This window comes from Halomarina halobia (genome assembly GCF_029338575.1).
GTDB lineage: Archaea > Halobacteriota > Halobacteria > Halobacteriales > Haloarculaceae > Halomarina > Halomarina halobia.
In genome coordinates this window covers 184,342-207,028 of record NZ_CP119992.1, presented here as the reverse complement: position 1 = coordinate 207,028, position 22,687 = coordinate 184,342, and the positions used below count along the sequence as shown (strand labels likewise).

General features: G+C 69.5%; 24 protein-coding genes. 13 read left to right on the top strand and 11 right to left on the bottom strand.

Annotated features, from left to right (window positions below; all coding sequences use genetic code 11):
- Positions 1 to 30: 30 nt before the first annotated feature.
- Positions 31 to 630: a DUF6149 family protein gene (locus P1K31_RS01025; protein ID WP_276304420.1), complete on the bottom strand. Its 600-nt coding sequence runs from the start codon at positions 628 to 630 to the stop codon at positions 31 to 33.
- A gap of 129 nt (positions 631 to 759) precedes the next feature.
- Here P1K31_RS01025 and P1K31_RS01020 point away from each other — a divergent pair, with 129 nt between their 5' ends.
- The 8 genes from P1K31_RS01020 to P1K31_RS00985 all read left to right on the top strand — a co-directional run bounded on the left by P1K31_RS01020 (position 760) and on the right by P1K31_RS00985 (position 8,987).
- Entirely contained in the window at positions 760 to 2,022 is a 1,263-nt protein-coding gene (locus P1K31_RS01020) for an NAD(P)/FAD-dependent oxidoreductase (protein ID WP_276304419.1), read from the top strand.
- 97 nt (positions 2,023 to 2,119) lie between these two features.
- Complete coding sequence (locus P1K31_RS01015; protein WP_276304418.1) at positions 2,120 to 2,533, top strand: DUF7124 domain-containing protein; 414 nt, start codon at positions 2,120 to 2,122, stop codon at positions 2,531 to 2,533.
- A gap of 52 nt (positions 2,534 to 2,585) precedes the next feature.
- Entirely contained in the window at positions 2,586 to 3,440 is an 855-nt protein-coding gene (locus P1K31_RS01010; protein WP_276304417.1) for a DUF7847 domain-containing protein, read from the top strand.
- A gap of 81 nt (positions 3,441 to 3,521) precedes the next feature.
- Positions 3,522 to 3,743, top strand: coding sequence for a hypothetical protein (locus P1K31_RS01005; protein WP_276304416.1), 222 nt, complete (start codon positions 3,522 to 3,524; stop codon positions 3,741 to 3,743).
- Positions 3,744 to 3,793: 50 nt separating this feature from the next.
- Complete coding sequence (locus P1K31_RS01000) at positions 3,794 to 4,324, top strand: DUF5815 family protein (RefSeq protein ID WP_276304415.1); 531 nt, start codon at positions 3,794 to 3,796, stop codon at positions 4,322 to 4,324.
- Between the two features lie 81 nt (positions 4,325 to 4,405).
- On the top strand, positions 4,406 to 4,630 hold the full coding sequence (locus P1K31_RS00995) for a hypothetical protein (RefSeq protein WP_276304414.1): 225 nt from the start codon (positions 4,406 to 4,408) through the stop codon (positions 4,628 to 4,630).
- 241 nt (positions 4,631 to 4,871) lie between these two features.
- Positions 4,872 to 8,159, top strand: coding sequence for a carbamoyl-phosphate synthase large subunit (gene carB / locus P1K31_RS00990; protein WP_276304413.1), 3,288 nt, complete (start codon positions 4,872 to 4,874; stop codon positions 8,157 to 8,159).
- Positions 8,160 to 8,294: 135 nt separating this feature from the next.
- Complete coding sequence (locus P1K31_RS00985) at positions 8,295 to 8,987, top strand: PT domain-containing protein (protein WP_276304412.1); 693 nt, start codon at positions 8,295 to 8,297, stop codon at positions 8,985 to 8,987.
- Here P1K31_RS00985 and P1K31_RS00980 read toward each other — a convergent pair.
- From P1K31_RS00980 to P1K31_RS00970, 3 genes are all read right to left on the bottom strand, one after another.
- A complete protein-coding gene (locus P1K31_RS00980; RefSeq protein WP_276304411.1) occupies positions 8,907 to 10,397 on the bottom strand; it encodes an MATE family efflux transporter in 1,491 nt (496 codons plus the stop codon). The genes P1K31_RS00985 and P1K31_RS00980 overlap by 81 nt on opposite strands.
- Entirely contained in the window at positions 10,394 to 10,999 is a 606-nt protein-coding gene (locus P1K31_RS00975; protein ID WP_276304410.1) for a TetR/AcrR family transcriptional regulator, read from the bottom strand. The genes P1K31_RS00980 and P1K31_RS00975 overlap by 4 nt, the downstream gene beginning before the upstream one ends.
- A gap of 199 nt (positions 11,000 to 11,198) precedes the next feature.
- Positions 11,199 to 11,462: a hypothetical protein gene (locus P1K31_RS00970; RefSeq protein ID WP_276304409.1), complete on the bottom strand. Its 264-nt coding sequence runs from the start codon at positions 11,460 to 11,462 to the stop codon at positions 11,199 to 11,201.
- A 69-nt stretch (positions 11,463 to 11,531) separates the two neighbouring features.
- On the opposite strand from P1K31_RS00970, the gene P1K31_RS00965 reads away from it, so the two are divergent.
- Positions 11,532 to 12,788 (top strand): inorganic phosphate transporter, encoded by a 1,257-nt coding sequence (locus P1K31_RS00965; protein ID WP_276304408.1) that lies wholly within the window; start codon positions 11,532 to 11,534, stop codon positions 12,786 to 12,788.
- A gap of 107 nt (positions 12,789 to 12,895) precedes the next feature.
- Positions 12,896 to 13,342 carry a universal stress protein gene (locus tag P1K31_RS00960; RefSeq protein ID WP_276304407.1) on the top strand — a complete coding sequence of 149 codons (447 nt, stop codon included), beginning with the start codon at positions 12,896 to 12,898 and terminating at the stop codon, positions 13,340 to 13,342.
- Positions 13,343 to 13,357: 15 nt separating this feature from the next.
- On the opposite strand, the gene P1K31_RS00955 is transcribed toward P1K31_RS00960, so the two are convergent.
- The 6 genes from P1K31_RS00955 to P1K31_RS00930 all read right to left on the bottom strand — a co-directional run bounded on the left by P1K31_RS00955 (position 13,358) and on the right by P1K31_RS00930 (position 18,436).
- Positions 13,358 to 13,867, bottom strand: a complete 510-nt coding sequence (locus P1K31_RS00955; protein WP_276304406.1) for a winged helix-turn-helix transcriptional regulator — start codon at positions 13,865 to 13,867, stop codon at positions 13,358 to 13,360.
- On the bottom strand, positions 13,864 to 14,202 hold the full coding sequence (locus P1K31_RS00950; protein ID WP_276304405.1) for a DUF7471 family protein: 339 nt from the start codon (positions 14,200 to 14,202) through the stop codon (positions 13,864 to 13,866). The genes P1K31_RS00955 and P1K31_RS00950 overlap by 4 nt, the downstream gene beginning before the upstream one ends.
- Before the next feature lie 79 nt (positions 14,203 to 14,281).
- Entirely contained in the window at positions 14,282 to 14,809 is a 528-nt protein-coding gene (locus P1K31_RS00945) for a hypothetical protein (protein WP_276304404.1), read from the bottom strand.
- Between the two features lie 77 nt (positions 14,810 to 14,886).
- Positions 14,887 to 15,570, bottom strand: coding sequence for a hypothetical protein (locus P1K31_RS00940; protein ID WP_276304403.1), 684 nt, complete (start codon positions 15,568 to 15,570; stop codon positions 14,887 to 14,889).
- Positions 15,571 to 15,963: 393 nt separating this feature from the next.
- Positions 15,964 to 17,703, bottom strand: a complete 1,740-nt coding sequence (locus P1K31_RS00935; RefSeq protein ID WP_276304402.1) for an Nramp family divalent metal transporter — start codon at positions 17,701 to 17,703, stop codon at positions 15,964 to 15,966.
- Between the two features lie 160 nt (positions 17,704 to 17,863).
- The gene (locus P1K31_RS00930; protein WP_276304401.1) at positions 17,864 to 18,436 is read right to left on the bottom strand and encodes an ArsR family transcriptional regulator; all 573 of its coding nucleotides are present in this window, start codon (positions 18,434 to 18,436) and stop codon (positions 17,864 to 17,866) included.
- Positions 18,437 to 18,909: 473 nt separating this feature from the next.
- Between P1K31_RS00930 and P1K31_RS00925 the strand changes: the two genes are divergently transcribed.
- Positions 18,910 to 20,607 (top strand): L-lactate permease, encoded by a 1,698-nt coding sequence (locus tag P1K31_RS00925; RefSeq protein ID WP_276305758.1) that lies wholly within the window; start codon positions 18,910 to 18,912, stop codon positions 20,605 to 20,607.
- 72 nt (positions 20,608 to 20,679) lie between these two features.
- Here P1K31_RS00925 and P1K31_RS00920 read toward each other — a convergent pair whose 3' ends face one another.
- Complete coding sequence (locus P1K31_RS00920; protein ID WP_276304400.1) at positions 20,680 to 20,817, bottom strand: hypothetical protein; 138 nt, start codon at positions 20,815 to 20,817, stop codon at positions 20,680 to 20,682.
- 377 nt (positions 20,818 to 21,194) lie between these two features.
- Here P1K31_RS00920 and P1K31_RS00915 point away from each other — a divergent pair, with 377 nt between their 5' ends.
- Together P1K31_RS00915 and P1K31_RS00910 are read left to right on the top strand one after the other, a co-directional pair.
- Positions 21,195 to 21,437, top strand: a complete 243-nt coding sequence (locus P1K31_RS00915; RefSeq protein ID WP_276304399.1) for a HalOD1 output domain-containing protein — start codon at positions 21,195 to 21,197, stop codon at positions 21,435 to 21,437.
- A gap of 460 nt (positions 21,438 to 21,897) precedes the next feature.
- Positions 21,898 to 22,185: a PadR family transcriptional regulator gene (locus tag P1K31_RS00910; RefSeq protein ID WP_276304398.1), complete on the top strand. Its 288-nt coding sequence runs from the start codon at positions 21,898 to 21,900 to the stop codon at positions 22,183 to 22,185.
- Positions 22,186 to 22,687: the final 502 nt, after the last annotated feature.

The following is a 22,687-nucleotide window of genomic DNA, read 5'->3' as shown; positions in this document are numbered from 1 at the left end:
CGGCCCCCTCGCTCGTCAGGGAGCCCTCGCTCAGTCCTGGTCCGCGTCGTCCGCGTCGCCCACCCCCGGCGCGTCTCGAGCGCTCACGCCCGCCGGTTCCTCGCCCCCGCCGACGGTCACTTCGCCCGTCTCGTCCTCGACGTACACGTCGTCGGAGAAGCCCGCGACCGCGTTCTCGTAGGCGGGGTCGTCGAGCTTTCCGGGCGTCGCCGGGGCCTCGGGGACGCCGTCGGCGGGGCGGAACTCGCCGAGCGGATCGTCGATGGTGATCCCGTGGCGCTGGAAGAACGCCTCGTAGCGGCGGTAGTGCTCCTCGAACTCCTCGGCCGGGATCTCCATCATCTCGGTCCAGCCGTGGTTGAAGAAGTCGAAGTTCGCCTGGAGGTGGGTGATCTCACGCGCCTCGGCCTCCGAGTAGTCCGCGGAGAGCGCCGCGACGTAGGCGTCCATCGTGGCGTCGAAGAACCCGTCGAGGTGGTCCCGGCGCTCCTCCCGGTGGGCCTCGTCGGCCTTCCGGAGGAAGATGCCGGTGTGGAGTTTCACCAGGCCGTAGGTGGCGACCGCGCCGACGCCGGGGGTCGTCAGGGCCTTCTTCGCGGCCCAGTGACGGGGGTTCTGTCGGAGTTTCATCGACGTTCGGTACGAACGGGGAGCTAATGAACGTTGGGCGAGCGCCCGGAAGGCGTCGCCGTGTGCCGGTCGTGCGCACGAACTGGACGGATAGCAACCCACATTAAGGGGGCAGACTTAGCGACCGCCATGGGTACGTCGCACGTAATTATCGGTGACGGGATCGCGGGGAGTTCCGCCGCGGAGACCGTCCGCGAGGCGGATCCGGACGCCGACATCACCGTCATCACCGACGAGGGCGAACCCCTCTACAACCGTATTCTCATCAAGGAGTTCGCGAAGGGGAAGATGCCCCCCGGCCCGATCTCGATCCACGACGAGGACTGGTACACCGACCGGGACGTCGACCTCCAGCTCAACACCCACGTAACCCGCATCGACACCGACGCCCACGAGATCCACACGCACCGAGGCGACACGATCGAGTACGACACGCTCCTCATCGCGACCGGCGGCACCCCGACCCAGCTTCCCGTCCCCGGCAGCGACGCGAGGGGGATCCACCACTTCTGGACGTTCGAGGACGCTCGCGCGATCAAGGAGCACGCCGAGCGCGCCGAGACGGGCGCGGTCATCGGCGCGGGGCTGCTGGGCATCGACCTCGCGGCGATCTGTGGCGCGCAGGACGTGCGCGCGCACTACCTCATGCGCGGCAACGCGTGGTGGCGCTACGCGCTCAGCGAGGAGGGCGCGGGGATCATCCACGAGGCGCTCCGCGAGAACGACGTCACCCCGGTCTTCGGCAGCGGCGTCGACCGCTTCGAGGTGGACGACCGCGGCCGCGTTACGGGCGTCGTCGACCCGAACGGCGAGCGCTTCGACGCGGACTTCGTCGGGGTCGCCATCGGCCTGAACTACAACACCGAGTTCCTCCAGGGCAGCGGCATCGAGCGCACCGAGAACGGCTCGGTCGTCACGGATGAACACATGCGCACGAACGTGGCGGACGTCTACGCGGCGGGCGATCTCACCTACTTCTACGACGTACTCATCGAGGAGATGGCCCAGAACGGCGCGTGGGGCAGCGCCAAGGAGCAGGGCTCCATCGCGGGCGCGAACATGGTCCACGATCAGCGCGGCGACGGCGAGGAGGCGACCTTCGAGTGGGTCTCCTCGTACTCCATCACCCACTTCGACTTCCCCTTCCTCTCCTTCGGGCACCCGACCATCGGCGACGACAGCGTCGAGCGGAAGTACTCCGACACCGAGTGGCGCCGCGTCGCCATCAAGGACGGCAGGGTCGTCGGCGGCGTCCTCATCGGCGACCTCGCGCCGCAGTCGAAGCTGAAGCGACTCGCGCGCGACCGCGTCGACGTGAGCGACACGAAGGAGCTACTCCTGGAGGAGACGATCGACCTCGAGAACTTCGAGGCCCCCGAAGCCTCGAGCTGAACCACATCCGGGGACGTCACCTGTCCGACCTCCCACCCTGCCGGACGGTCGAGTACCGTACCGAAGTGGTTTTGCGCGGGGCGAGCAAGGGATATATATGAACGGCGGTGGCTCCGCAGACATGACGCTCGCCTTCGAACTGGAGGCGCTCCAGCGACTCGCCGACCCCGAGGCGGTGTTCACGGACGCGCGAACGTGGACGAAGTACCTCGGGGTCGTGAGCGAGAAACCGACCTACGTGGTGACGAACTTCACCCGGAAGAACCGCATCCGCCAGGACTTCTTCTCGGGGCCGCGCGGCAAGCGCGAGAGCCTGGAGAACGTGAAGCGACAGTTCGACACCGACCGCCACGTCTTCGTCGGAACGACAGACGAGGACGAGGCGCTCGCCGAGGAGGTCGGCTGGGAGTTCCTCCCCCTCGAAACGGCCGCCGAGGCCGCCGGGTGGACCGTCGGGGATCAGGACCCCCCGACGACCGCGAGCGGGGAGCAGCGCGACGACTGGCCGTAGGTCGGCCGGAATATAACTGAATCTTTATAGGTTTTCCCGATCCGAGTTCGGTATGGCCCTGGATATCGGTTCGGCGCTCTCCGACGGAGCGAGCCGGGCGTTCGAGCGCAACGGCCTGCTCCTCCTCGCGCTCTTCGCGGCGCTGGGAATCGTCTCGGGACTCGCGGGCGACGTCGTCGCGAGCGAGGTCTCGCGGCAGGTCAGCGAGATCGCGATCGAGGCGGCTCGCGAGCAGGGCGACCCGGCGGCCGCCCGGGAGATCCGGCAGAGCGTCCCGAGCGTGGATCCGGTCGTTCCGATGCCGATCGGGGCGGCAGTCGCCCTGGCGCTCGCGGGGTTCGTCCTGAGCGAGGCGGCCCGCGTCGTCGCCGATCGGACGTTCGTCAGCGACGCGACCGAGACGCTGTACGAGCCGACGCGGAACCTCCCACTCGCGGTCGTCAACGGCGTCGTCGCGCTCGTCGTCGTCGCGCTCGTCGTCGCCGTCGGGTTCGTCGTCGGGCTCGTCGGCCTCCTCGTGGGGGGCCCCGTCCTCGCGGCGTTCCTCGCCGTGAGCCTCTTCTTCGTCCGCCAGGAGATCGCCGTCGAGGACAAGAACTTCGTCGACGCGCTCGTGGGGAGCTGGTCGCTCGCGCGGGGCGACCGTCTGGCGCTGTTCGTGCTGGCGCTCGCGTTGTTCATCGTCGGCGTCCTCGTCAGTTCGGGCCTCGGGATCGTCCTCGTCTTCCTCCCGCCGGTCCTCGCGTACGTCGCGAACGCGGTCGTCAGCGCCGGGGTCGGGGTGTTCGCCAGCGCCGTCGCGGCCGACGCCTACCGGCAGCTCGTCGCCCAGAAGCGCGGCGACGCCGGGCGGGCGAACGACGACCGCCTCGCCGACGCCGACGAGTGGGACGACCCGGTCCGGTAGGCGGAACGACTTACTTCCGCGGCGACGTATCGGCGGCGCATGGGAGACCGAACGAACGTCGACGTCGAGGTCGAAGTCGAAGTGGACGAGCAGGAACTCGAGATCGAAGTCGGCGAGACCCGAACGGCGGAGGCCGAACTCGAGGTCGACGGCCTCTCGATCGAGGTGGAGGTCGAGATTACGGTCGAGGAGGACGAGGACGAAGACGACGAAGACGACGAAGAGGAGAAGAGCAACGGGGATGAGGAAGACCAGGTGGAAGACGAGGACGAAGACGAAGAGGAGGAAGACGACGAGGGCTGATCCGCGGCGCAAGCGCGGTACTTAACAGCGAGTCCCCGTTACGTTCGGCTATGTCTGAGCCCCGCGTGCCGGGCGGCCGTGGCGCCGAACTGTCGTTGCCCTGCGGCGAGTCCGTCGCCGTGCACGACCTCGACATGGGGATGCGGGAGTTCGCCTGTTCCTGCGGCGCGACGCACGCCGTCGTGATGGACATGCACCCGCTCAGTCGGTGGGTTCCCGAGGACCTCGTCGCGGTGCTGTGCGAGACGGTCGAGACCTCCACCGGCGACGACTTCGACACCATGCACGTCATGGGGATCGTCCTGGAGGAGTTCCCCGAGGCCGTCGTCAGTCGGGACACGAGCGAGGACGGCCACGTCGGCTTCGCGCTGGTGTGGGTGACCGACTTCGACGCCCGTCGCCTGCACGAGATCGTCGTGGAGTTGCTCGTCGAACTGATGGAGCACGCGGTCAGCCACGCCAGCGACGAGAGGGCCGTAACCGAGTTCGAGGAGCAGATGCTCCAGTTCGACGTGAGCGCGTTCGTCGAGGAGTACCGCGCCCAGCGCGACTTCGCGGACGAGTTCGACCGGCCGGCGTGACGCGGGTCGGACGAGACCGCCGAAACCGACCGCGTCCCGCCCGGGCGAACTATTATCACTCCATGGGAAGTGTACCCGTCTATGCACTCGCGCCGAGGCGAGTTCGAACGCATTCGATCCGTCCTCGCGGAGGCCGACCACGAAGAGCCGCTGACCGCGCGCGAGATCCTCGCGCTCCTCGACACTCACGGCGAGTCGTTCGAGAGCGCACACCGCGTCGCGACGGTGCTCGGCCGACGCGAGGGGGACGAAGTCGAGGTCGTCCGGGACCGACCGTACCGCTACCGCGTCGTCGATCGCGACTGACCGGCGACGTCGAAACCGCGCCGCGGAGCGCCCTCGCCCGCGCGCGGCCGACGGCTCCTCTGCACTTCACGATCGAGAGGTTTCGCGCCGAGCGGCGTCGATCCCTCGGCCGTATCCCCGAATCGGTGGACGTACGGCGACGCGCGACGCCGTCTCGTCCGGCTTCCGAAATTCGTAACTCCATTTCGTTATTCGTAGCTTTTCGCCGGGTTTATTACGATGTACCGAGTTCGACGGGATAATGAGCGACGAGGACACCTCGAACGGCTCCCCGGCGGAGTCCGAGAACCGGACGATACTGCTCATCGGTAGCGGCCCGATCCAGATCGGGCAGGCGGCGGAATTCGACTACTCCGGCGCGCAGGCCTGCCGCGCCCTCGAGGAGGAGGGTGCCCGAGTCGTCCTCGTCAACTCGAACCCGGCGACGATCATGACCGACCCGGAGATGGCCGACAAGGTCTACATCGAGCCCATCACGACCGAGGCCATCGCGGAGATCATCCGCGAGGAGCGTCCCGACGGCGTCATCGCGGGGCTGGGCGGTCAGACCGGGCTGAACGTCACCGCCGAACTCGCCGAGGAGGGCATCCTCGAGGAGTACGACGTCGAGATCATGGGGACGCCGCTCGACACCATCTACGCGACCGAGGACCGCGACCTCTTCCGCCAGCGGATGGAGGCCATCGGCCAGCCCGTCCCGCGCTCGACGACGATCACGCTCGACGAGGGCGAGTCGGTGACGAACCTCGACGAGGTGGCGCTCCGCGAGCGCGTCGACGAGGCCGTCGAGTCGGTCGGCGGGCTGCCGGTCATCTCGCGGACCACCTACACGCTCGGGGGGAGCGGGTCGGGCGTCGTCGAGGACATCGACGAGCTGTACGAGCGCGTCCGGAGGGGCCTCCGCCTCTCGCGCAACAACGAGGTCCTCATCACCGAGTCGATCGCGGGCTGGATCGAGCTGGAGTACGAGGTGATGCGCGACGCGGACGACTCCTGCATCATCATCTGTAACATGGAGAACCTCGACCCGATGGGCATCCACACGGGCGAGTCGATGGTCGTGACCCCCTCGCAGGTCATCCCCGACGACGGCCACCAGGAGATGCGCACCGCGGCGCTCGACGTGATCCGCGACCTGGGGATCCAGGGCGGGTGTAACATCCAGTTCGCCTGGCGAGACGACGGCACGCCGGGCGGGGAGTACCGCGTCGTCGAGGTGAACCCGCGGGTGTCCCGCTCCTCCGCGCTCGCCTCGAAGGCGACCGGCTACCCCATCGCCCGCGTGACGGCGAAGGTCGCGCTCGGGAAGCGCCTCCACGAGATCGAAAACGAGATCACCGGCGAGACGACCGCCGCCTTCGAGCCGGCCATCGACTACGTCGTCACGAAGGTCCCCCGCTGGCCCAAGGACAAGTTCGGCGACGTGGACTTCACGCTCGGCACGGCGATGAAGTCCACCGGCGAGGCGATGGCGATCGGACGGACCTTCGAGGAGTCGCTGCTCAAGGCCCTCCGGTCGAGCGAGTACGAGCCGAACGTCGACTTGTCGACGGTGGAGGACGAGGAACTCGAGGCCGACTACCTGGTGACGCCGACGCCAGACCGCCCGTACGCCGTGTTCGAGGCGTTCGAGCGCGGGTACACCGTCGAGGAGGTCGTCGAGATGACGGGCATCCACACGTGGTACGTCGAGCGCTTCGCGCGGGTCGTCGAGGTCGCCGAGGCCGCCTCGCGGGGCGACTTCGCGCCCGCCGCGAGCGCCGGCTTCACCAACCACGAGGTCGCGGCGCTGGCCGGCGGCGAGTTCGTCGATACGCACGCCTCCTGGCTCCCGACGGTCGCCCCGGACGACGCGGAGCCCGAGGCGCGCCCCGACGGCGCGGGGGTGACGGTCGACGAGGTGGAGGCCGACGTTCCCGGGCGCACGTACAAGCAGGTCGACACCTGCGCCGGCGAGTTCGCCGCCTCGACCCCGTACTACTACTCCTCGCGCCAGCCCGAGTGGTTCCGGGGTCCGTACGAGGGCGAGGCGGCCGCCGGCGAACTTCGGGTCGACCGCGACGTGGAGAGCGTCGTCGTGGTCGGCGGCGGCCCGATCCGGATCGGCCAGGGCGTCGAGTTCGACTACTGCGCCGTCCACGCGGTGCGCGCGCTCCGCGAGATGGGCATCGACGCCCACGTCGTGAACAACAACCCCGAGACGGTCTCGACTGACTACGACACCTCCGACGGCCTGTTCTTCGAGCCGATCACCGCCGAGGAGGTCGCCGACGTGGTCGAGGCGACCGGGGCCGACGGCGTGATGGTCCAGTTCGGCGGGCAGACCTCCGTGAACATCGGCGCGCCGCTGGAGACGGAACTCCGGCGTCGGGGCCTCGACTGCGAGGTCCTCGGGACGAGCGTCGACGCGATGGACCTCGCGGAGGACCGCGACCGGTTCAACCGCCTGATGGACGGCCTCGGCGTCAGCCAGCCCCGCGGCGGCACGGCGACCAGCGAGGCCGAGGCGCTCGAACTCGCCCACGAGATCGGCTATCCGGTGCTCGTCAGGCCGTCGTACGTCCTCGGCGGCCGCGCGATGGACGTCGTCTACGACGACGAGGAGCTCTCGACCTACATCGAGGAGGCCGTCCGCGTCAGCCCCGAGAAGCCCATCCTGATCGACGAGTTCCTCGAGGACGCGGTCGAACTCGACGTGGACGCCGTGAGCGACGGGGAGGACGTCCTCGTCGGGGGGATCATGGAGCACGTCGAGAGCGCCGGGGTCCACTCCGGCGACTCCGCGTGCGCCATCCCGCCGCGGTCGCTCGGCCGCGAGGTGAACCGTAGCGTGCGCGAGGTGACCGAGAAGATCGCCCGCGCGCTCGAGACCGTCGGCCTGCTGAACGTCCAGCTCGCCGTGAAGGGCGACGAGGTGTACGTGCTGGAGGCGAACCCCCGCGCCTCGCGGACCGTTCCGTTCGTCTCGAAGGCGACGGGCGTCCCCATCGGAAAGCTCGCGGCGAAGGTGATGGCGGGCGCGTCGCTCGCCGACCTCGACGCCGAGGAGCGGGTGCCCGTCCACACCAGCGTCAAGGAGGTCGTCCTCCCGTTCGACCGCCTGCCCGGCTCCGACCCGCGCCTCGGCCCGGAGATGAAGTCCACCGGCGAGGTGATGGGGACCGCGCGGTCCTTCGGTAAGGCCTACGGCAAGGCGCAGGACGCGACGGACCGGCCGGTCCCGACGGAGGGAACGGCGATCGTCGACCTCGACGTGGAGGGGTTCGAGGAGTTCTTCGACGTCCGCGAGATCGAGGGCGAGGAGGCCCGCCGCGAGGCCGTCCGCGGGGGCGAGATCGACCTCGTCGTCTCGCGCGACCGGCCGACGCTCGAGTCGTGCGTCGAGGAGGCGGTCACGTACTTCTCCACGGCCGCGAGCGCGGCCGCCGCGCTCGACGCGATCCGCGCCCGTGACGACCCGCTCGACGTACAGAGCGTGGACGAGCGGCCGACGCGGGCCGAGCGCTGGGGACAGCCGAAGGAGGAGTAGGCGGGACAGACGGGGCGGAGACGGGGACGACCGCGGCGACGTCCGGAAGCCCTCCGTCGAGCGAACCGTAACGGGTCGATGGGCAGACACGAACGGCAAAAATCGTTATCCGTTACTTCGACCAATCTCAGGACAATGAGTTCCGACAAATCGCGCCGACCGCCGGGGCGCACCTCTCGATCGTCGCGCTCGCCGTCGCGTGGAGGCGGTGGAGGTGGTGGCAGAGGTGGAGGCGGAGGAAGAGGCGGAGACGACGACGAGTCGATCCTAGAGGACATCGGCGGTATCACCGTCATCCTGGTCGCCGTCGTCGTGCTCCTCATCGCGATCGCCGCCATCGGCCTCTGGGTGCTCCCGTCGTTCTTCGGTGGGGCGGGCAACGCCACCAACGCGACCAACGCGACGAACGCCACCAACGCTACCAACGACACCAACGCGACCAACGACACGACGGCGAACGGGACGACTCCGACCGAGGAACCGACCGAAGAACCGACCGAGGAACCGACCGAAGAACCGACCGAGGAGCCGACCGAGGAGCCGACCGAGGAACCCACGCCAGAGCCGACACCGGAGCCGACGCCCGAACCGACCCCCGAACCCACGCCGCCGGAGAACGATACGAACGACACCGACGGGACGAACGGGGATGGCGGATCGAACGGCTCCGACGGGACGAACAATACGACTGCCGGCGGGACGAACAGCACCGACGGGACGAACAATACGACCGACTCGCTGCTGGACTCAGTCGTCGCCCGCGGCTTCGACGGCTGGCGCGCCGTCGAACGACTCGGTGAGATCCGCGTCGCGCCAGGTCCCTCGTAGGAACCAGAGGTACGCGGCGACGCCGCCGGCCACGTTCGAGACGGCGAACGCGACCCAGAGGCCGAACTCGCCGAGCGCGTTCGCCGCGATCCACGCGAGGGGCAGCCGAATGACCCCGAGCATGACGATGGCGACGGCGGCCGCGATGAGCGTCTTCCCGGCCCCGCGGAACCCGCCGCTGTACGAGCGCATGACGCCGATGAAGCCGAACGTCGGCGCGGTGATGCGGAGGAACTCCGTGCTCACGGCGACGACCTCGGGGTTCGTGGTGAACGCGGCCGAGATGGGGGCGGCCGCGAGGAAGATGACGACCCCGAGGGCCGTGAGCGTCACGAGCATCACCTTCGCGCCGTAGTGGTTCGTCCGCTCGGCGCGGTCGAGGTTCCGAGCGCCGATGTTCTGGCCGGTCATCGTCTCGACGCCCTGCGAGAAGGCGATGGCGGGGAGGAAGATGACCGAGAAGACCCGCGTCCCGATGCCGAAGGCGGCGACCGTCGTCGTCGGGAACGCGGCGATGATGAACAGCATGAGGTTCACCGAGAGCGCGCGGCCGGTCCCCTCGACGCTCGCGGGCACCCCGAGGTCGAGGAGCCTCCGGGCGTACCGCCGCTCCGGCAGGAGCTGGCCGGGGCGGATCCGCACGCCGCGCGCTCCCCGGAACATGATCGCGAGGCCGACGGCGAACGCAAGCGCGCGGCTGAGCACCGTCGCGACGGCGGCCCCCTCGATGCCCGCACCGGTGAACCCGGTCCGGGCGAGGAGGGTCGCTTCGAGGCCGCGCGCTCCCAGGTAGCCGAACAGGGGGTTGTCCTCGAAGCCGAAGATGAAGATCGGGTCGAGCGCGATGTTGAGCACGACCGACCCGAACATGACGAGCATGGGGGTGACGGTGTCGCCGTAGCCCCGCATCAGCGAGACGAACACGGCGAAGCCGAAGACGAACAGCAGGCCGAGCGAGTACACCTGCATGTAGCCCGTCGCCAGCGGAACGACCTCGGGTGCCGCCCCGAGGATCCGGAGGAAGTCCTCGACGGCGAGGTAGCCGAGCGCGCCCAGCGCCAGCGAGACGACGACCGTGAACCCGACGGTCTGTGAGGCGGCGTACTCGGCCCGCAGCGGCTGTTCCGCGCCGGTGTGCTGGGCGACGAGGACACTCCCAGCCACCGACAGCCCGAGCGCGAGCGCGATGAGCAGAAAGACCATCGGGAAGGCGAACGTGATCGCCGCGAGCGCGTTCGTGCTGTACTGGCCGAGCCAGAACGTGTCCGCGAGGTTGTACGCCGTCTGCAGGAGGTTCGTGATGACGATGGGGACCGAGAGGTAGAGCAGCGGCTTCGCGATGCTCCCCGACGTGAGGTCGAGTTCCTCGCGGTCCTTGAACAGCGACCCGAGCCGATCGCGGGCGCTCACTCGGCGACGACCTCCCGCCCGCTCCCGTCGGCGAGTAGCGACGACTCGACGTACCGCCGCAGCATGGTGCGCGTGCCGTCCAGGGGGTACTCGACGGCGACGTAGCGGCTCCGCGCACCGTTGAGGATGGTCACCAGGAACTCGGCGGTGCCGTCGGGGTCGACGTCGGCCGCGAAGTGGCCCGACTCGACACCCTCGCGGAGCACGCCCTCGATGCGATCGTGCATCAGGCGGTCGAACCGCGTGAGCTTCTCGCGGAACGTCTCGTCGTACGGTCCCTGCGCCTTGATCTCGAGGATCGCCGTCTGGAACTGCTGGTGGGTGTTCTCGTCTCTCGGCGTGAGCAGGCAGTCGAGCAGCGCCGTCAGCTCCTCGACCGGGTCCTCGCCCGTCGGCTCCGCGATCCGCTCGGCGAAGGAGTCGTAGAGGTACTCGAGGAAGGCACAGAGCAGATCGTGCTTGCTGTCGTAGTAGTAGTGCAGCGTCGCCTTGCTCTTCGTCGACTCGTCCGCGATGTCCTGCATCCGCAGGGACGCGTAGCCGTGCTTGCAGAGCGCGCGGTAGGTCGCGCCCATGATCTCGTCTATCGTCTCGTCGGTCATGGTGGAGGGGGCCGGTCGTCACCCTAACTGACTGGCCGGTCAGTTAAATATGTTCGGATCGTGATAGGCGAGCGGTACGTCAGTCCGACGCACGATCACGGACCGCGGCCGGACCGTGGTCTGGTGGCGTTCGCGATCGGCGGTCGGTCGTCGGTCGTCGGTCGTCGGTCGCGGTCGCGGTCGGCCGGATCGGCCGCGATCACTCGTCCGGCGGTCGGAAACGTTCGACGAGCGCGATGAGGGGTTCGCGCACGCCGGGACAGCCGTCGCGGACCCGGAGGCCGGCGGCGGCGAACAGCCCGAGTTCGAGCAGGAACGCCGGCGTCGGCTCGATCGCCGAGGGGTGGGCCGCGAACGACGGATCCGCGGCGTACCCGACGGGCGGGAGCAGGGACCACGCGAGGAACGCCTGTTCGTCGGACACTTCCACGATCAGCGGGCCGACGGCTTTCGGTCGGTTCACGGTAGTGTCAGTGTCGAGCGAGCGAAGGGAAATGTGGCTGGGCGCTCAATTCCCGGCAGAGACGCAGAGATGGTGGAAGCACTGCTGGTCGTCGGCCTGTTCGTCGCCGCGTTCGTCGGATACAACATCGGCGGGTCCTCGACGGGGGTCGCCTTCGGTCCCGCCGTCGGAAGCCGCCTCGTCGGGAAGGCCGGCGCGGCGGCGCTGTTCACCGCCTTCGCGTTCTGGGGCGGCTGGACCGTGGGACGGAACGTCGTAGAGACGATGAGCGGCGAGATCGTCCCGGCGAGCCAGTTCACCCTGGAGGCGAGCATCGCCGTGCTGTTTTTCACCGGGGTCGCGCTGCTGATCTCGAACCTCTTCGGCGTCCCCTCGTCGACCTCGATGACCGCCGTCGGCGCGATCGCCGGGCTCGGCCTCGCGACCGGCACGCTCAACGAGGCCGAGATGTTCGTCATCGTCTCGGCGTGGATCGTCGCTCCCCTCACCGCGTTCTGGGTCGGCGTGATCGTCGGGCGGTACGTCTACCCGCACCTCGACGCCCGCTTCTCGTTCGGCCGCATCGAGAGCGGCCTGTTCAGGCTCGACCGCTCGGGGCGCGTGCCGCGCCCGGCGCTCGGCGAGGACGTCACGGGTCGCAACGTCGTCGGCGCGTCGCTCGTGCTCGTCATCGCCTGCTACATGGCGTTCTCGGCGGGCGCGTCGAACGTGGCGAACGTCATCGCGCCGCTGGTCGGGAACGGGGCCGTCACGATCGACCAGGGCGTCGTCCTCGCGATCGTCGCCATCGGTCTCGGCGGGTTCACCATCGCCCGTCGGACGCTCGCGACGATCGGCGAGGGGATCACCGACCTGCCGATCCTGGCCGCGCTCGTCGTCTCGGCCATCGGCGCGACCATCATCACGGTGCTCTCGCGGTTCGGCGTCCCGGCGAGCCTCGCGGTCAGCACCACGTCGTGCATCATCGGCCTCGGCTGGGGGCGCGCCAGCCGGGCGGTCACGGTGGCGGAAGCCGCGAGCACCGCGCTCCACGGCGAGGGCGGGCCGGACCTCTCGGCGGGCGCGCTCGTCGCCGACGCCGACGCGGACGTGCCGCCCGGACCGACGGTCGGCGACCTCGCCGCGGGGGAGGCGAACCCCGTCCCGCCCGTCGCGCGCGAAGAGGCCCCGTCGAGCGTCGCCCCGATCGGCGAGGAGAACGTCGAGGACCTCGTCGGCGCGGACCTGTTCGACGCGGCCGCGACGGGCCGCATCGTCCTGCTGTGGATCCTGTCGCCGACCCTCTCGACCGGCGGGTCGTACCTCCTGTTCGCGTTCGTGCTGTGAGCCCGTGCGAGGACCGCCGGCGCTCGGGTTCCGCGGGCCGGAGGCGCGATCGGGGAGGCCACGGGTCCGTGACGAAGCGTTTAGCGCGGCGGGATCGTAGTGCCCCCATGGGCGAGCACATCCTCGTCCCGACCGACGGGTCGGAGCAGGCGGCGGCGGCGTTCGAGTACGCGCTGACCCTCCCCCACGACGAGATCACGCTCATCACCGTCATCAACCCGTTCGACGTCGACCCCGAGAAGCCGGGGTACCAGTCGCCGCTCGGGAAGGCGGGGATGCCCGCGTTCTCCGGGGAGTGGTACGAGAACGTGCGCGAGGAGGCGAGGGAGTCCCACGAGGAACTCCGCGGGCGAGCGGACGACCCGGACGCGGTGTCGAGCGTCGTCGGGTTCGGCCAGCCCTCCCGGGGGATACTGCGGTACGTCGAGGAGGGCGACGTCGACCACGTCGTGATCGCCAGCCGGGGGAAGCGCGACCTCTCGAAGCTGCTGCTCGGCGACGTCGCCGAGACGGTCGTCCGGCGCTCGCCGGTTCCGGTGACGGTCGTCAGGTGACGACCGTCGCGGGCGCTACTCGTCGAGCAGGCCGTCCACGAGGCGGGCGAAGCGGCTGACCATCCGCTCGGGGAGCGACGGCGAGACGAGCGAGAACAGGCGTGCCGTCGCCTCCGGGCGGGTGACGACGAGCGTGACCCGGCCGTCGTCGCGGACCTTCCGGACGATGTCGCGCTCCGCGAGGCGATCGAGGTGCCACTCGAGCGTGCTCCGGGCGATGCCGAGCGCGTCCGCGACCGCGGCGGGGGCCACGGGACCGTGCTCGAGGACGTGGAGGACGACGTCCCTGGCCGTCTCGCGCCGCAGGAGCGCGAGCGCCGCACGCTCCCACGGTTCGTACCCCGGCGGGTAGTAGTGCGTCTGGCCGTAGAGGCGCGCCTCGACGACCGCCCCCTGGCCGAGCAGCCGTCTGAGGTGGTACTGGACCTGCCCCGGCGCGAGGTCGAGGTTTCGGACGACCTCGTTGAAGTGGACGCCGGGGTTGGACCGCACGTGCGTTCTGATCCGCGTTCGCTGGCGTGTCATGGATCGTGATCGAACCGTCGGGCGACCGTCCGCGCGTGGTAGACCGCGCCGACGACGAGGCCGACCATCACCGCGTCGAGCGCGTGTTCGAGCAGGTGATGCTCCGACGCCGAGACGTGGCCGGTGATCGCGAACCCCGCGACGACCGACCGCGAGAGCAGCGCGGCGAGCGCGAGGGCGACGAGCAGGTACGACCGCGACTGCCGCCTGAGAAACGCCGCGACGCCGAGGCCAAACAGCGCCGCCGAACCGAGGGTGGCGAGCGTCAGCACCGCCGCGAACGCGAGATCCGCGTCCGCCGACGGACCGGCGTGCAGCCACGCCTGCGATCTCATCGGTCCACCTCGAGGCTCCGAACGTACATGCGCGTCGATCCGGCCGCGCTCTGTCGCGGTCGGACTGGCCGTCGCCGACCTACCGGCGGCCGACGACGGTCACCTCGTCCGTGCCCGAGTAGCCGTGCTCGCCCTCGGCGTGCTCCGCCCAGCGGAGTTCGGCCACGTCGTCGTCGGGCTCGAACCCGGCCTCGTCCGCGCGGAAGAGCAGGAGGAGGCTGTCGTCGCCGTCGCCGTCGAGGTCGACGGGTCGGCCCGCCCGGACCGGGCGCGCGCCGCCGCCGTCCGCGAGGACGTCGGGCGCGCCGAACCGGTAGTGTTCGGGCCGCGTCGTCGGATCGAAGACGACGCGCTCGCCGTCCCGCTCGAACGTCGTGCGGTGGGCGGCGACGGGGACGACGCCGCGGCCGCGCGCGGGAACGACGTTCCGATCGCTCCGCGGGCGAACGTCGACGTCGAGTCGGTCGGGGAAGTGGGCGGCGGCGACGCCGCTCGTCGCCGGGACCGCGACGGCCGCGGCGAGCGTTCCGGCCCCGACGCCGAGCAGTCGCCGTCGGGTGAACCGTGGGCGCGATTCGCGCGTTTCGGGATCGGGCGGGTCGGACATTCGCTCTCCAGTGCCGACGGTTCGACAATGGGCGTTCTGGTCCGATCGTCGAACGGCGGCGACCCGACCGCGCGACCTCAGAACGGACCGACCGCGGCGACCTGCTCCGCGAGCAGCAGGAGGCCGACGCCGACGCCGAGCGCGCCCGCCGCGAGGCGGAGGGCGGAGGCGAACGCCGTGTCGAGCGTCCGGTTCCAGACGACCGAGACGATCCCCATCGTGACGACCGAGAGCGCGGAGAAGGCGAGGAGGAACGCGAGCGCCGCCCCGACCGTCGGCGCGGTCGACGCGAGGACGACCACGAGCGCCCCGCTCCCCGCGAGGCCGTGGAGGACGCCGACGAGAAAGGAGTCGCCGTGCAGGTGACGGTGGGACAGACCGAGCGACGCGCCCCCGATCCGCAGGTGGGCGTGGACCGCGCGCAGGCCGTGGGAGTGCCGGTAGGCGTCGAGTGCGCCGAGCGCGCCGAGGAGCATCCGCGCGCCGAGGACGACGAGGACGACGCCGACGACGGCCTCGAAGACGCTACCGACGGCGTCGGGCACCCGGAGGCCGAGCCAGGCGAACGCCAGCCCGACGGCGAGGATCGGGAGGGCGTGTCCGACCCCCCACGAGACGCCGATCGCACCCGGGGTTCGCTCCGCCCGCCCGTCGCGAACGAGCGTCGCGACGGCGGCGAGGTGGTCGGTTTCGAGCGCGTGGCGGACGCCGAGGACGCTCCCCGCGACGAGCGCGGCCCCGACCGACGTGACGACGGACATGCGTGTCCACCTCCGCGTGTCGGCGGTTTCAACCTGCCGGAGGCCGGGGGGACCGAGGTCGTCGCACCGCTCGGCGGTCGAACGAGTCAGTTCGGATCGAAATCGCCCCGCCCCGCGGGACTGAGACCGTCTCCGCGCGGACGAGCCGCAGATCAGGGGCGGTTACGCCCAGGGGGTACCGCGCGGCGCGGGGCGATTGCACACGAAGTCGAATCGTCCGGTGTGCGAAACGTCACCCATTGTCTCCTCTCCACCGGACGTGTGTCACCGAGTGATACCATCACATAAACGTTGTGGATGTGGACGGTCGACGCCGCGGCGCTCGTTCCGGCGGGGCGCTCGTCGGATCGCTCGGCGAATCGGACCGACCGCGGAGCGCGAGCGCCGATCACGTCACGGGAAGCGCCCGCGCGCCCGCGCCGCGCCGTCGACGGTTCCCCGCGACCGGAGCTTGTGCTGGACGGTTCGAACCATCGCGTACCCCTGTACGAGGAAGAACGCGAGCCAGAGGAGGTAGCCGCCGGGGGCGCTCCCGATCACGGCGACGTCCGCCTGGAACGCGTCTACGCCGAGCGTCGCCGCGATCGCCCCGTCGAGGAGCAGGACCGAAAAGTAGCCGAAGAAGGCGGCCGCCCACCACATCGCGATCAGGCGGGCCCAGCCGGGCTGGACGGGTTCGGGGAGGCGCGTGACGTTGATCAGTTGCGTCAGGACGATGTACGGCCACATCATCATCCCGGACATCGCCCCGCCGACGACGAGGAGGCTGAACGGGTCCTCGACCGGTATCGGTAGGAGGAGGATCAGGACGCCCCACCCCGCGAAGACGGTCAGCAGGAGCCAGAAGATCCGCGAGAGGCTCCACCCCGCGGTTCGGCCGTAGGTCTCGTAGACGATGTCGGCGCTGTTTCGGACGAACGACTCGACGATGGCGAACTCGGTGGTGAACAGCGCGAGAAAGAGCACCACGTAGACGAGCGCCCCGCCCGCGCCGCCGACGGCGGGGACGATCTCGAGCAGCCACATGTCGACGGCGCTCGCCCGCGTGCCCGCCGCGAACGCCCGCGCGACGGCCATGAGCGCCGTCGCGCCGACGAGGAGGCCGAGCACGAACGTCAGGAGGTGTTCGAGCTGGGCGACGCGCCACCACTCGCGCCACCGGGCGAAGTTCGTCGGCGTCGGTCGGAAGAAGAACCCGTCGCGCTGGACGGGCTCCGGGTCGTCGCCGATGAGCGGGTTCTTCACGCGACCCTGATATCGCCCCATCCCGTAGCCCTTCTCCCGCACCCAGAGGCTCTGTGAGAGGTTGAGGTAGCCGCCCGCCCCGGCGTACGCCAGCCCGCCGAGGAAGACCGCGAGGTCACGGTCGGGCGGCAGCGCCCCGACGCTGACCGCTCCGGCCGGCACCGCGGCGAGTTCGCCGAACGGGGCGACGACGGCGAACAGGAGTAGCGCGAACGCGATCGCGAGCCCGACGAGGACGAGCTGGAACCGCTCGACGACGTTGTAGACGAGCGGCGTGAGCTGGTACGTCGACCAGATGAGGACCATCAGGACGATCCCGAAGGTGCGCCAGCCGACGAGCGTGACGCCGACGCCGGGAAGCTGGTAGCGACCGAGGCCGAGGCCGGCGGCCCCGATCTTCGCTGCGCTCGCGGCCCACCCGGGCCAGCCGAGGCTGACGAACCCCGCGATCAGGAAGAACCACGGCCAGTACCGGTGGACGCGGTCGTACGCGCGGAAGACGCTCTCGCCCGTCGCGAGCGTCCAGCGCTGGATCTCGGTGTTGACGACGAACTGGGTCAGCACCCCGACGAAGAACGCCCAGTAGAGCGCCCACCCATGCTGGGCCACGAGCAGCGGCCAGAACAGCGTTTCGCCGCTGCCGAGCGACGCGCCGAGCATGATCGCGCTCGGCCCGACGACGTGACTCACCTTCGGGACCTTCGGGAGGTCGAGCAGCCGAAACCGACCCCCGGTCCCGTCGTCGGGATACTCGTCAGTGTCGGGGGCCGCCGCCAGGTTGTCGTAGGCGACGGGGATGTACACCGACCCGCGGTACTCGCGGCCGTCGGCGTCCGAGGCGTAGCGGTCGGACTCGGCGTCCCCGTCCGTCGTCCGGTCGGAGCTCATCCGTCGACCCCGCGCTCCGGACGAGTCCGCGGCGGACGCCGGTCGACGCCCCGACCTCGCGCGGACCGCCGGGAGGGACTCGCGTCCATATACATCGCACACGCGTCTCCGCGTTAGGTACTGTCCGGGAGGCGGTACGGTTATACTTACTGAGTCGGCGCTACCCGCCGAGGAAGTGCCAGATGTGGCCCCGCTCCTTCGGCGGGTCGACCCCGGGAAGGTCCTTGAGGGCCGGCTGGATCGCGTTCCACCAGCCCTCCGCCGTCTCGTATCCGGCGGGGTTCTCGGGGAACACGTCCCGGAGGAAGTCCGATTTCTTCGCGCTCGGGTGGGCCCTGAGGTAGTCGTAGGCGGCGCGGAGGGCCTCCCGCCTGTCGGCGAGCGTCTCGCCGGAGCCGGGCAGGTCCACCCGCTCGATGGCGACCTCCCGCTCCGCGGTCGCGGAGCGCGACGGCCGGGCCGCGTCGCCGGGACGTTCCATCGGGACCCACCACACGCGCCCCCGGGCGCTCACCTTGCGCGTCGCGAGGAGGTCGCGCTCGACGAGCTCGTCGAGCTTGTTGTGCGCCGTCCGCCGCGAGCAGTCGAGCGCCTCCATGACGTCGGTGGCCGTCAGGGGGCGAGCACGATCCTCCCGCGCCTCGAAGACTTCGAGCGCGGCCAGCGCGGGGATCCGATCCGCGTACTGACCGAACTCGTTTCTGACCCGCTCGTCCGACGGTCGGTCCGCCATGCGCTACCCCACCACACTCGACTGCATAAGCCTTTACACACGACTGTACTTCCTGTACACACGTGTGTAAAGGCCGTCGCGATCGTGCGACTCGCACCCGCGGCCGGGAGAGTCGCGGACGGATCGGCCGAGAAACCGCCGGACTACGCCGCCACATACGAATGTAACCGCGGTCGATACGCCCGGATCACGGGTGAGAGGTGACGGTACGCGAACCGACGGCGCGGCGGGCGCTCGTCGGTTCGAAGGGACGGCGACGACGGGTCGGCCGGGCGAACGACGGGACCGCCGCTCGACGGACCGGCGTCGCAGTGCCCCGTTTCGCTCCGATTAACGTATCAGACGCCGTTCAATAAACGATAATTATAAATCGGGGTGCTGCTATGCCAGTTCCATGCCAGAAAGAGTCGAGAACGGTCGCGTGACGGTCGGGTCCGAGGTGGCCCTCCGTGGCTAGCGTCGTCGAGATCGCGATGGCGGTCCTCCCGCTCGCCGTCATCGCGTACCTGATGGTCGTCCGGTACTGGCCCGCGACGCGGGCGATGCCCGTCGCCTGGCTCTCCGCGGTCGTCGTCGGCTTCGTGGGCTGGGGGATGACGCCGGCGTGGGTCGCGGCCGCGACGATCAACGGCTTCATCACCGCGGCGAACATCCTCTGGATCGTCTTCGGGGCGATCCTCCTCCTGTACTCGCTGAAGCGGACCGGCGCGTTCGACGCCATCAACGCCGGCTTCGCCTCCATCAGCGAGGACCGCCGCGTGCAGGTCGTGCTGCTCGTGTTCCTGATGGGCTCGTTCATCGAGGCCGCCGCCGGGTTCGGCACGCCCGCGGCGGTCGTCGGTCCGCTACTGGTTGGGCTCGGCTTCCCGCCGCTCGCGGCCGTCGTCGTGGCCCTCACGGGGAACCTGATGGCGATCACGTTCGGCGCGGTGGGCACGCCGCTCATCATCGGACTCATCGACGTGTTCGAGACCGCGAACGTCGCCACGCCCGGCGGCGCGCCCGTCCCCGAGTGGGTGGCGACGATCGGCGTCTGGGCCGCCACGTTCCACGTCGTCGTCGGAGTGTTCCTGCCCTTCATCGGCGTGGCGATGATGACGCGCTTCTTCGGCGAGGAGCGCTCCGTCCGTCCGGCGCTCGAAGTGCTCCCGCTGACGCTGTTCGCGTGGGCGTCGTTCGCCGTCCCCTACTGGCTCACGGCGTACCTCATCGGCCCGGTCTTCCCGGGCCTCATCGGCGCGATGGTCGGCCTCGCCGTCACCGTCGGCGCGCTGAAGGCGGGTTTCTTCCACCCCGACGAGGAGTGGGACTTCGCCCCCCGGAGCGTCTGGCCCGACCACTGGGTCGGCGACATCGAACCCGGCGAGTCGAGCGACAGGGACGGCGCGATCGCCGCCGACGGTGGGTTCGTCGCCGACTCGTCCGGGCAGTCGGCGGCGATGCCCCTCTGGAAGGCGTGGACGCCCTACGCGCTGCTCGCGCTGCTGCTCGTGATCACGCGGGTCGTCGACCCCGTCACGGAGTTCCTGACGAGCAACCTGGTGTTCGTCTGGAGCGACATCCTCGGCACGGGACTCGAGAACGACTTCGCCCTCCTGTACCTCCCCGGCGCGGTGTTCGTGTTCGTCCACTTCGTGACCATCCCGCTCCAGGGGATGAGCGGCGGGGAGATCAGGGACGCGTGGGTCGAGACGGCGGAGAAGGTCGCGCCCGCCGTCGTCGCGCTGCTGTTCGCCGTCGGGACGGTGCAGATCATGATCCAGTCGGGCGAGGCGGCGAGCACCGAGAGCATGCTGCGCGTGCTCTCGAACGCGACCGCGAACGCCGCCGGTGGGATCTACCCGCTGTTCGCCCCCTTCGTGGGCGCGTTCGGCGCGTTCCTCGCCGGGTCGAACACCGTGAGCGACATCCTGTTTGGGACGTTCCAGTACAACGTCGCCGAGAACCTCGGCGTCTCGCGGACCATCGTCGTCGCCTCGCAGGCGGTCGGCGGTGCCATCGGGAACCTCATCGCCGTCCACAACGTGGTCGCCGCGCTCGCGGTGGTCGGGCTGGTCGGCGAGGAGGGTCGCGTCATCCGCTACGAGCTCATCCCGCTCGCCTACTACGGACTGATGACCGGCGCGCTCACGCTACTGTTCGTCTACGTCCTCTTCCCGGGGACGTTCTGACCCGCGTCCGGCTCTCCGCCTTCGGTGCCGGTGCCGGTGCCGTCGCGGGGACGTTCGACGGTGCGGTCGCCGTCAGCGCTTCGCGTCGAGGTCGTACCACTTGTCGGAGATGATCCACGCGTCGTCGTCCGTCGTCAGCTTGATGCGGAAGTCCGACAGCTGCAGGAACTCGATCTCCGGTCCATCGGCGTCGCGTTGTTCGGTGCTCATTGTCTGGGCCTCGTGCCGCCAGCCGCCGCGGCTGTTAGCGATCGCCGATTCACCGCCAACCCCCTTTGTTACGTCTCGGTTATCCGTCCGGTCGGGTATCGGCCGAGCGACTCCCGAGGCCGCGCCCGCCGCGCCGGACGGCTACCGGGCGGTTACCGTCGGTGTAACCGCCCAGTACGTCTCCTCTCGCGAGACGCGACGGATCGACTCGCGCATCCAGCCCGCGGGCGACCGAGGCGGTACGCTCGGTTCGCGCCGCGGACGACGAACCCCCTTGAGGAGCGTGCCGTCCGAGTAGTACGTACCTACGACTATCGTACCTCGGATAAGGTCACGCGAACAACAAACTTATTACAACGCATTTCCGGTTCCTCAATATGCTTGACGTGAGTACCCGTGTCGTCGAAGCGATCTCGGCCGAGTTAGCCGTCGACCCCGTCGATCTACCGCCGCTCTACGAATCGGTCGATCCGGACGCGCTCGACGCGCTGGCGAGGGAGGGAACCGTCATCGAGTTCACCCACGCTGGCTACGACGTCCGGATCGTCGACGGGGCCGTCGTGACGGCCGTTCGAACGCCGACACCCGCCGGGGTCACCCACTCAGCCGTCGATTGGTGACGGCGGAACGAAGGGGAGCGACCGACGGCCGCGGAGCGTCGCGCTCGACCCCGATCTGCCCCACGACGGGTCCAAAACGTCACCGGAGTGACCGAACTGCGACGCCGTCCGCCGAGGAGGCGACGGTATGTCTAGAACGGGAGAGATAGCGCCGTTTAACACTCCTTCACACGCTGTAAATGACGCCATACGGTTTCGTACCCGGTGGGTAACACTGTTGCATCCGTTGCACTGACTATCCACCTCGCTGAATAACCGATTACGTCGTCCGGTTCGCCGGCGTGACGGCGTCAAATCGTTGCACGTGTTATCGTCGGAATATTTGTTCGAACCTGTTCGATGTGATTTATATCGGTGCGCCTAGTGCCGACGCGCGGCGTGTAAGCCCGGTGAAACAGCGAGTGGGCGTCGAGGAGGACCCGACTAACAATGGTACCAGCAGAAGAACGGTCAGTGGACAATGACGCTCTTCGAGCTAACAGGATTCCAGCGCGACCTGCTCTACGTCATCGCCGGCGAAGGTCGACCGTCCGGACAGCAGATCAAGGACCGGATCGAGGCGGACACCGGGGCCGAAGTGACACACGGCCGACTCTATCCGAACCTCGATACGCTCGTGAACAACGACTACGTGGAGAAGGGACAGATCGATCGGCGGACGAACTACTACACGCTCTCCGACAAGGGGCGCGATGCCATCCAGTCCCGACGGCAGTGGGAGGACTCCTACCTCCCCGACGACCTCTGATCGGGCGCTCCGGCGGCGCGTCGCTCGCCCGACCCGAGAGCGATCAGTCGAGCGCCGTCGAGCGACGCGCCCGGACGCGCCCGGCTCCCGCGCCCCCTCGATACCGTCATCCGGGCCGGTGAGATCGCCGCCGGAAAGCGTCCGCGTCGCCCGACCGTCACGGGGATCGCCCCGGCCCGTCGATGCTCACGGGGCTGTACGTGATCTACGCGGCGAAGCGACATGACGCCGAGGGGGAGGGACCGGTCGAGGATCCGCCGTCGGCTGTCCCGCCGCTCGTAGCCCGCGGTCGGCCGGATCGCAATCCCGCGATTCCGGCGAGAGGTGGGGAGAGGGGAAGATCGTCGGGGAGAGGAGACGCACATCCTGCGACGCCCACCCGGAGCGGAGCGCCAGTCGCGTGCCCGATACCTGAACCGGGTTCCGCGGTCAGCCACCGGGCGGAGGCGAGTACGCGCTATCGCGGAATAAACGCCTCGAAGGGTCAAATCGCGGTTTTACC

Excerpts from the sequence above, each read along its gene's own strand:
- P1K31_RS01000 (WP_276304415.1), top strand. The coding sequence starts at position 3,794 with ATGTCTGAGCCCCGCGTGCCGGGCGGCCGTGGCGCCGAACTGTCGTTG.
- P1K31_RS00960 (WP_276304407.1), top strand. The coding sequence starts at position 12,896 with ATGGGCGAGCACATCCTCGTCCCGACCGACGGGTCGGAGCAGGCGGCG.
- P1K31_RS00985 (WP_276304412.1), top strand. The coding sequence starts at position 8,295 with ATGAGTTCCGACAAATCGCGCCGACCGCCGGGGCGCACCTCTCGATCG.
- P1K31_RS00925 (WP_276305758.1), top strand. The coding sequence starts at position 18,910 with ATGGCGGTCCTCCCGCTCGCCGTCATCGCGTACCTGATGGTCGTCCGG.
- P1K31_RS00950 (WP_276304405.1), bottom strand. The coding sequence starts at position 14,202 with ATGAGATCGCAGGCGTGGCTGCACGCCGGTCCGTCGGCGGACGCGGAT.
- P1K31_RS00915 (WP_276304399.1), top strand. The coding sequence starts at position 21,195 with ATGCTTGACGTGAGTACCCGTGTCGTCGAAGCGATCTCGGCCGAGTTA.
- P1K31_RS01020 (WP_276304419.1), top strand. The coding sequence starts at position 760 with ATGGGTACGTCGCACGTAATTATCGGTGACGGGATCGCGGGGAGTTCC.
- P1K31_RS00945 (WP_276304404.1), bottom strand. The coding sequence starts at position 14,809 with ATGTCCGACCCGCCCGATCCCGAAACGCGCGAATCGCGCCCACGGTTC.
- P1K31_RS00935 (WP_276304402.1), bottom strand. The coding sequence starts at position 17,703 with ATGAGCTCCGACCGGACGACGGACGGGGACGCCGAGTCCGACCGCTAC.
- P1K31_RS00920 (WP_276304400.1), bottom strand. The coding sequence starts at position 20,817 with ATGAGCACCGAACAACGCGACGCCGATGGACCGGAGATCGAGTTCCTG.
- P1K31_RS00995 (WP_276304414.1), top strand. The coding sequence starts at position 4,406 with ATGCACTCGCGCCGAGGCGAGTTCGAACGCATTCGATCCGTCCTCGCG.
- P1K31_RS01015 (WP_276304418.1), top strand. The coding sequence starts at position 2,120 with ATGAACGGCGGTGGCTCCGCAGACATGACGCTCGCCTTCGAACTGGAG.
- P1K31_RS00965 (WP_276304408.1), top strand. The coding sequence starts at position 11,532 with ATGGTGGAAGCACTGCTGGTCGTCGGCCTGTTCGTCGCCGCGTTCGTC.
- P1K31_RS01010 (WP_276304417.1), top strand. The coding sequence starts at position 2,586 with ATGGCCCTGGATATCGGTTCGGCGCTCTCCGACGGAGCGAGCCGGGCG.
- P1K31_RS00930 (WP_276304401.1), bottom strand. The coding sequence starts at position 18,436 with ATGGCGGACCGACCGTCGGACGAGCGGGTCAGAAACGAGTTCGGTCAG.
- P1K31_RS00955 (WP_276304406.1), bottom strand. The coding sequence starts at position 13,867 with ATGACACGCCAGCGAACGCGGATCAGAACGCACGTGCGGTCCAACCCC.
- carB (WP_276304413.1), top strand. The coding sequence starts at position 4,872 with ATGAGCGACGAGGACACCTCGAACGGCTCCCCGGCGGAGTCCGAGAAC.
- P1K31_RS00910 (WP_276304398.1), top strand. The coding sequence starts at position 21,898 with ATGACGCTCTTCGAGCTAACAGGATTCCAGCGCGACCTGCTCTACGTC.
- P1K31_RS01025 (WP_276304420.1), bottom strand. The coding sequence starts at position 630 with ATGAAACTCCGACAGAACCCCCGTCACTGGGCCGCGAAGAAGGCCCTG.
- P1K31_RS00940 (WP_276304403.1), bottom strand. The coding sequence starts at position 15,570 with ATGTCCGTCGTCACGTCGGTCGGGGCCGCGCTCGTCGCGGGGAGCGTC.
- P1K31_RS00975 (WP_276304410.1), bottom strand. The coding sequence starts at position 10,999 with ATGACCGACGAGACGATAGACGAGATCATGGGCGCGACCTACCGCGCG.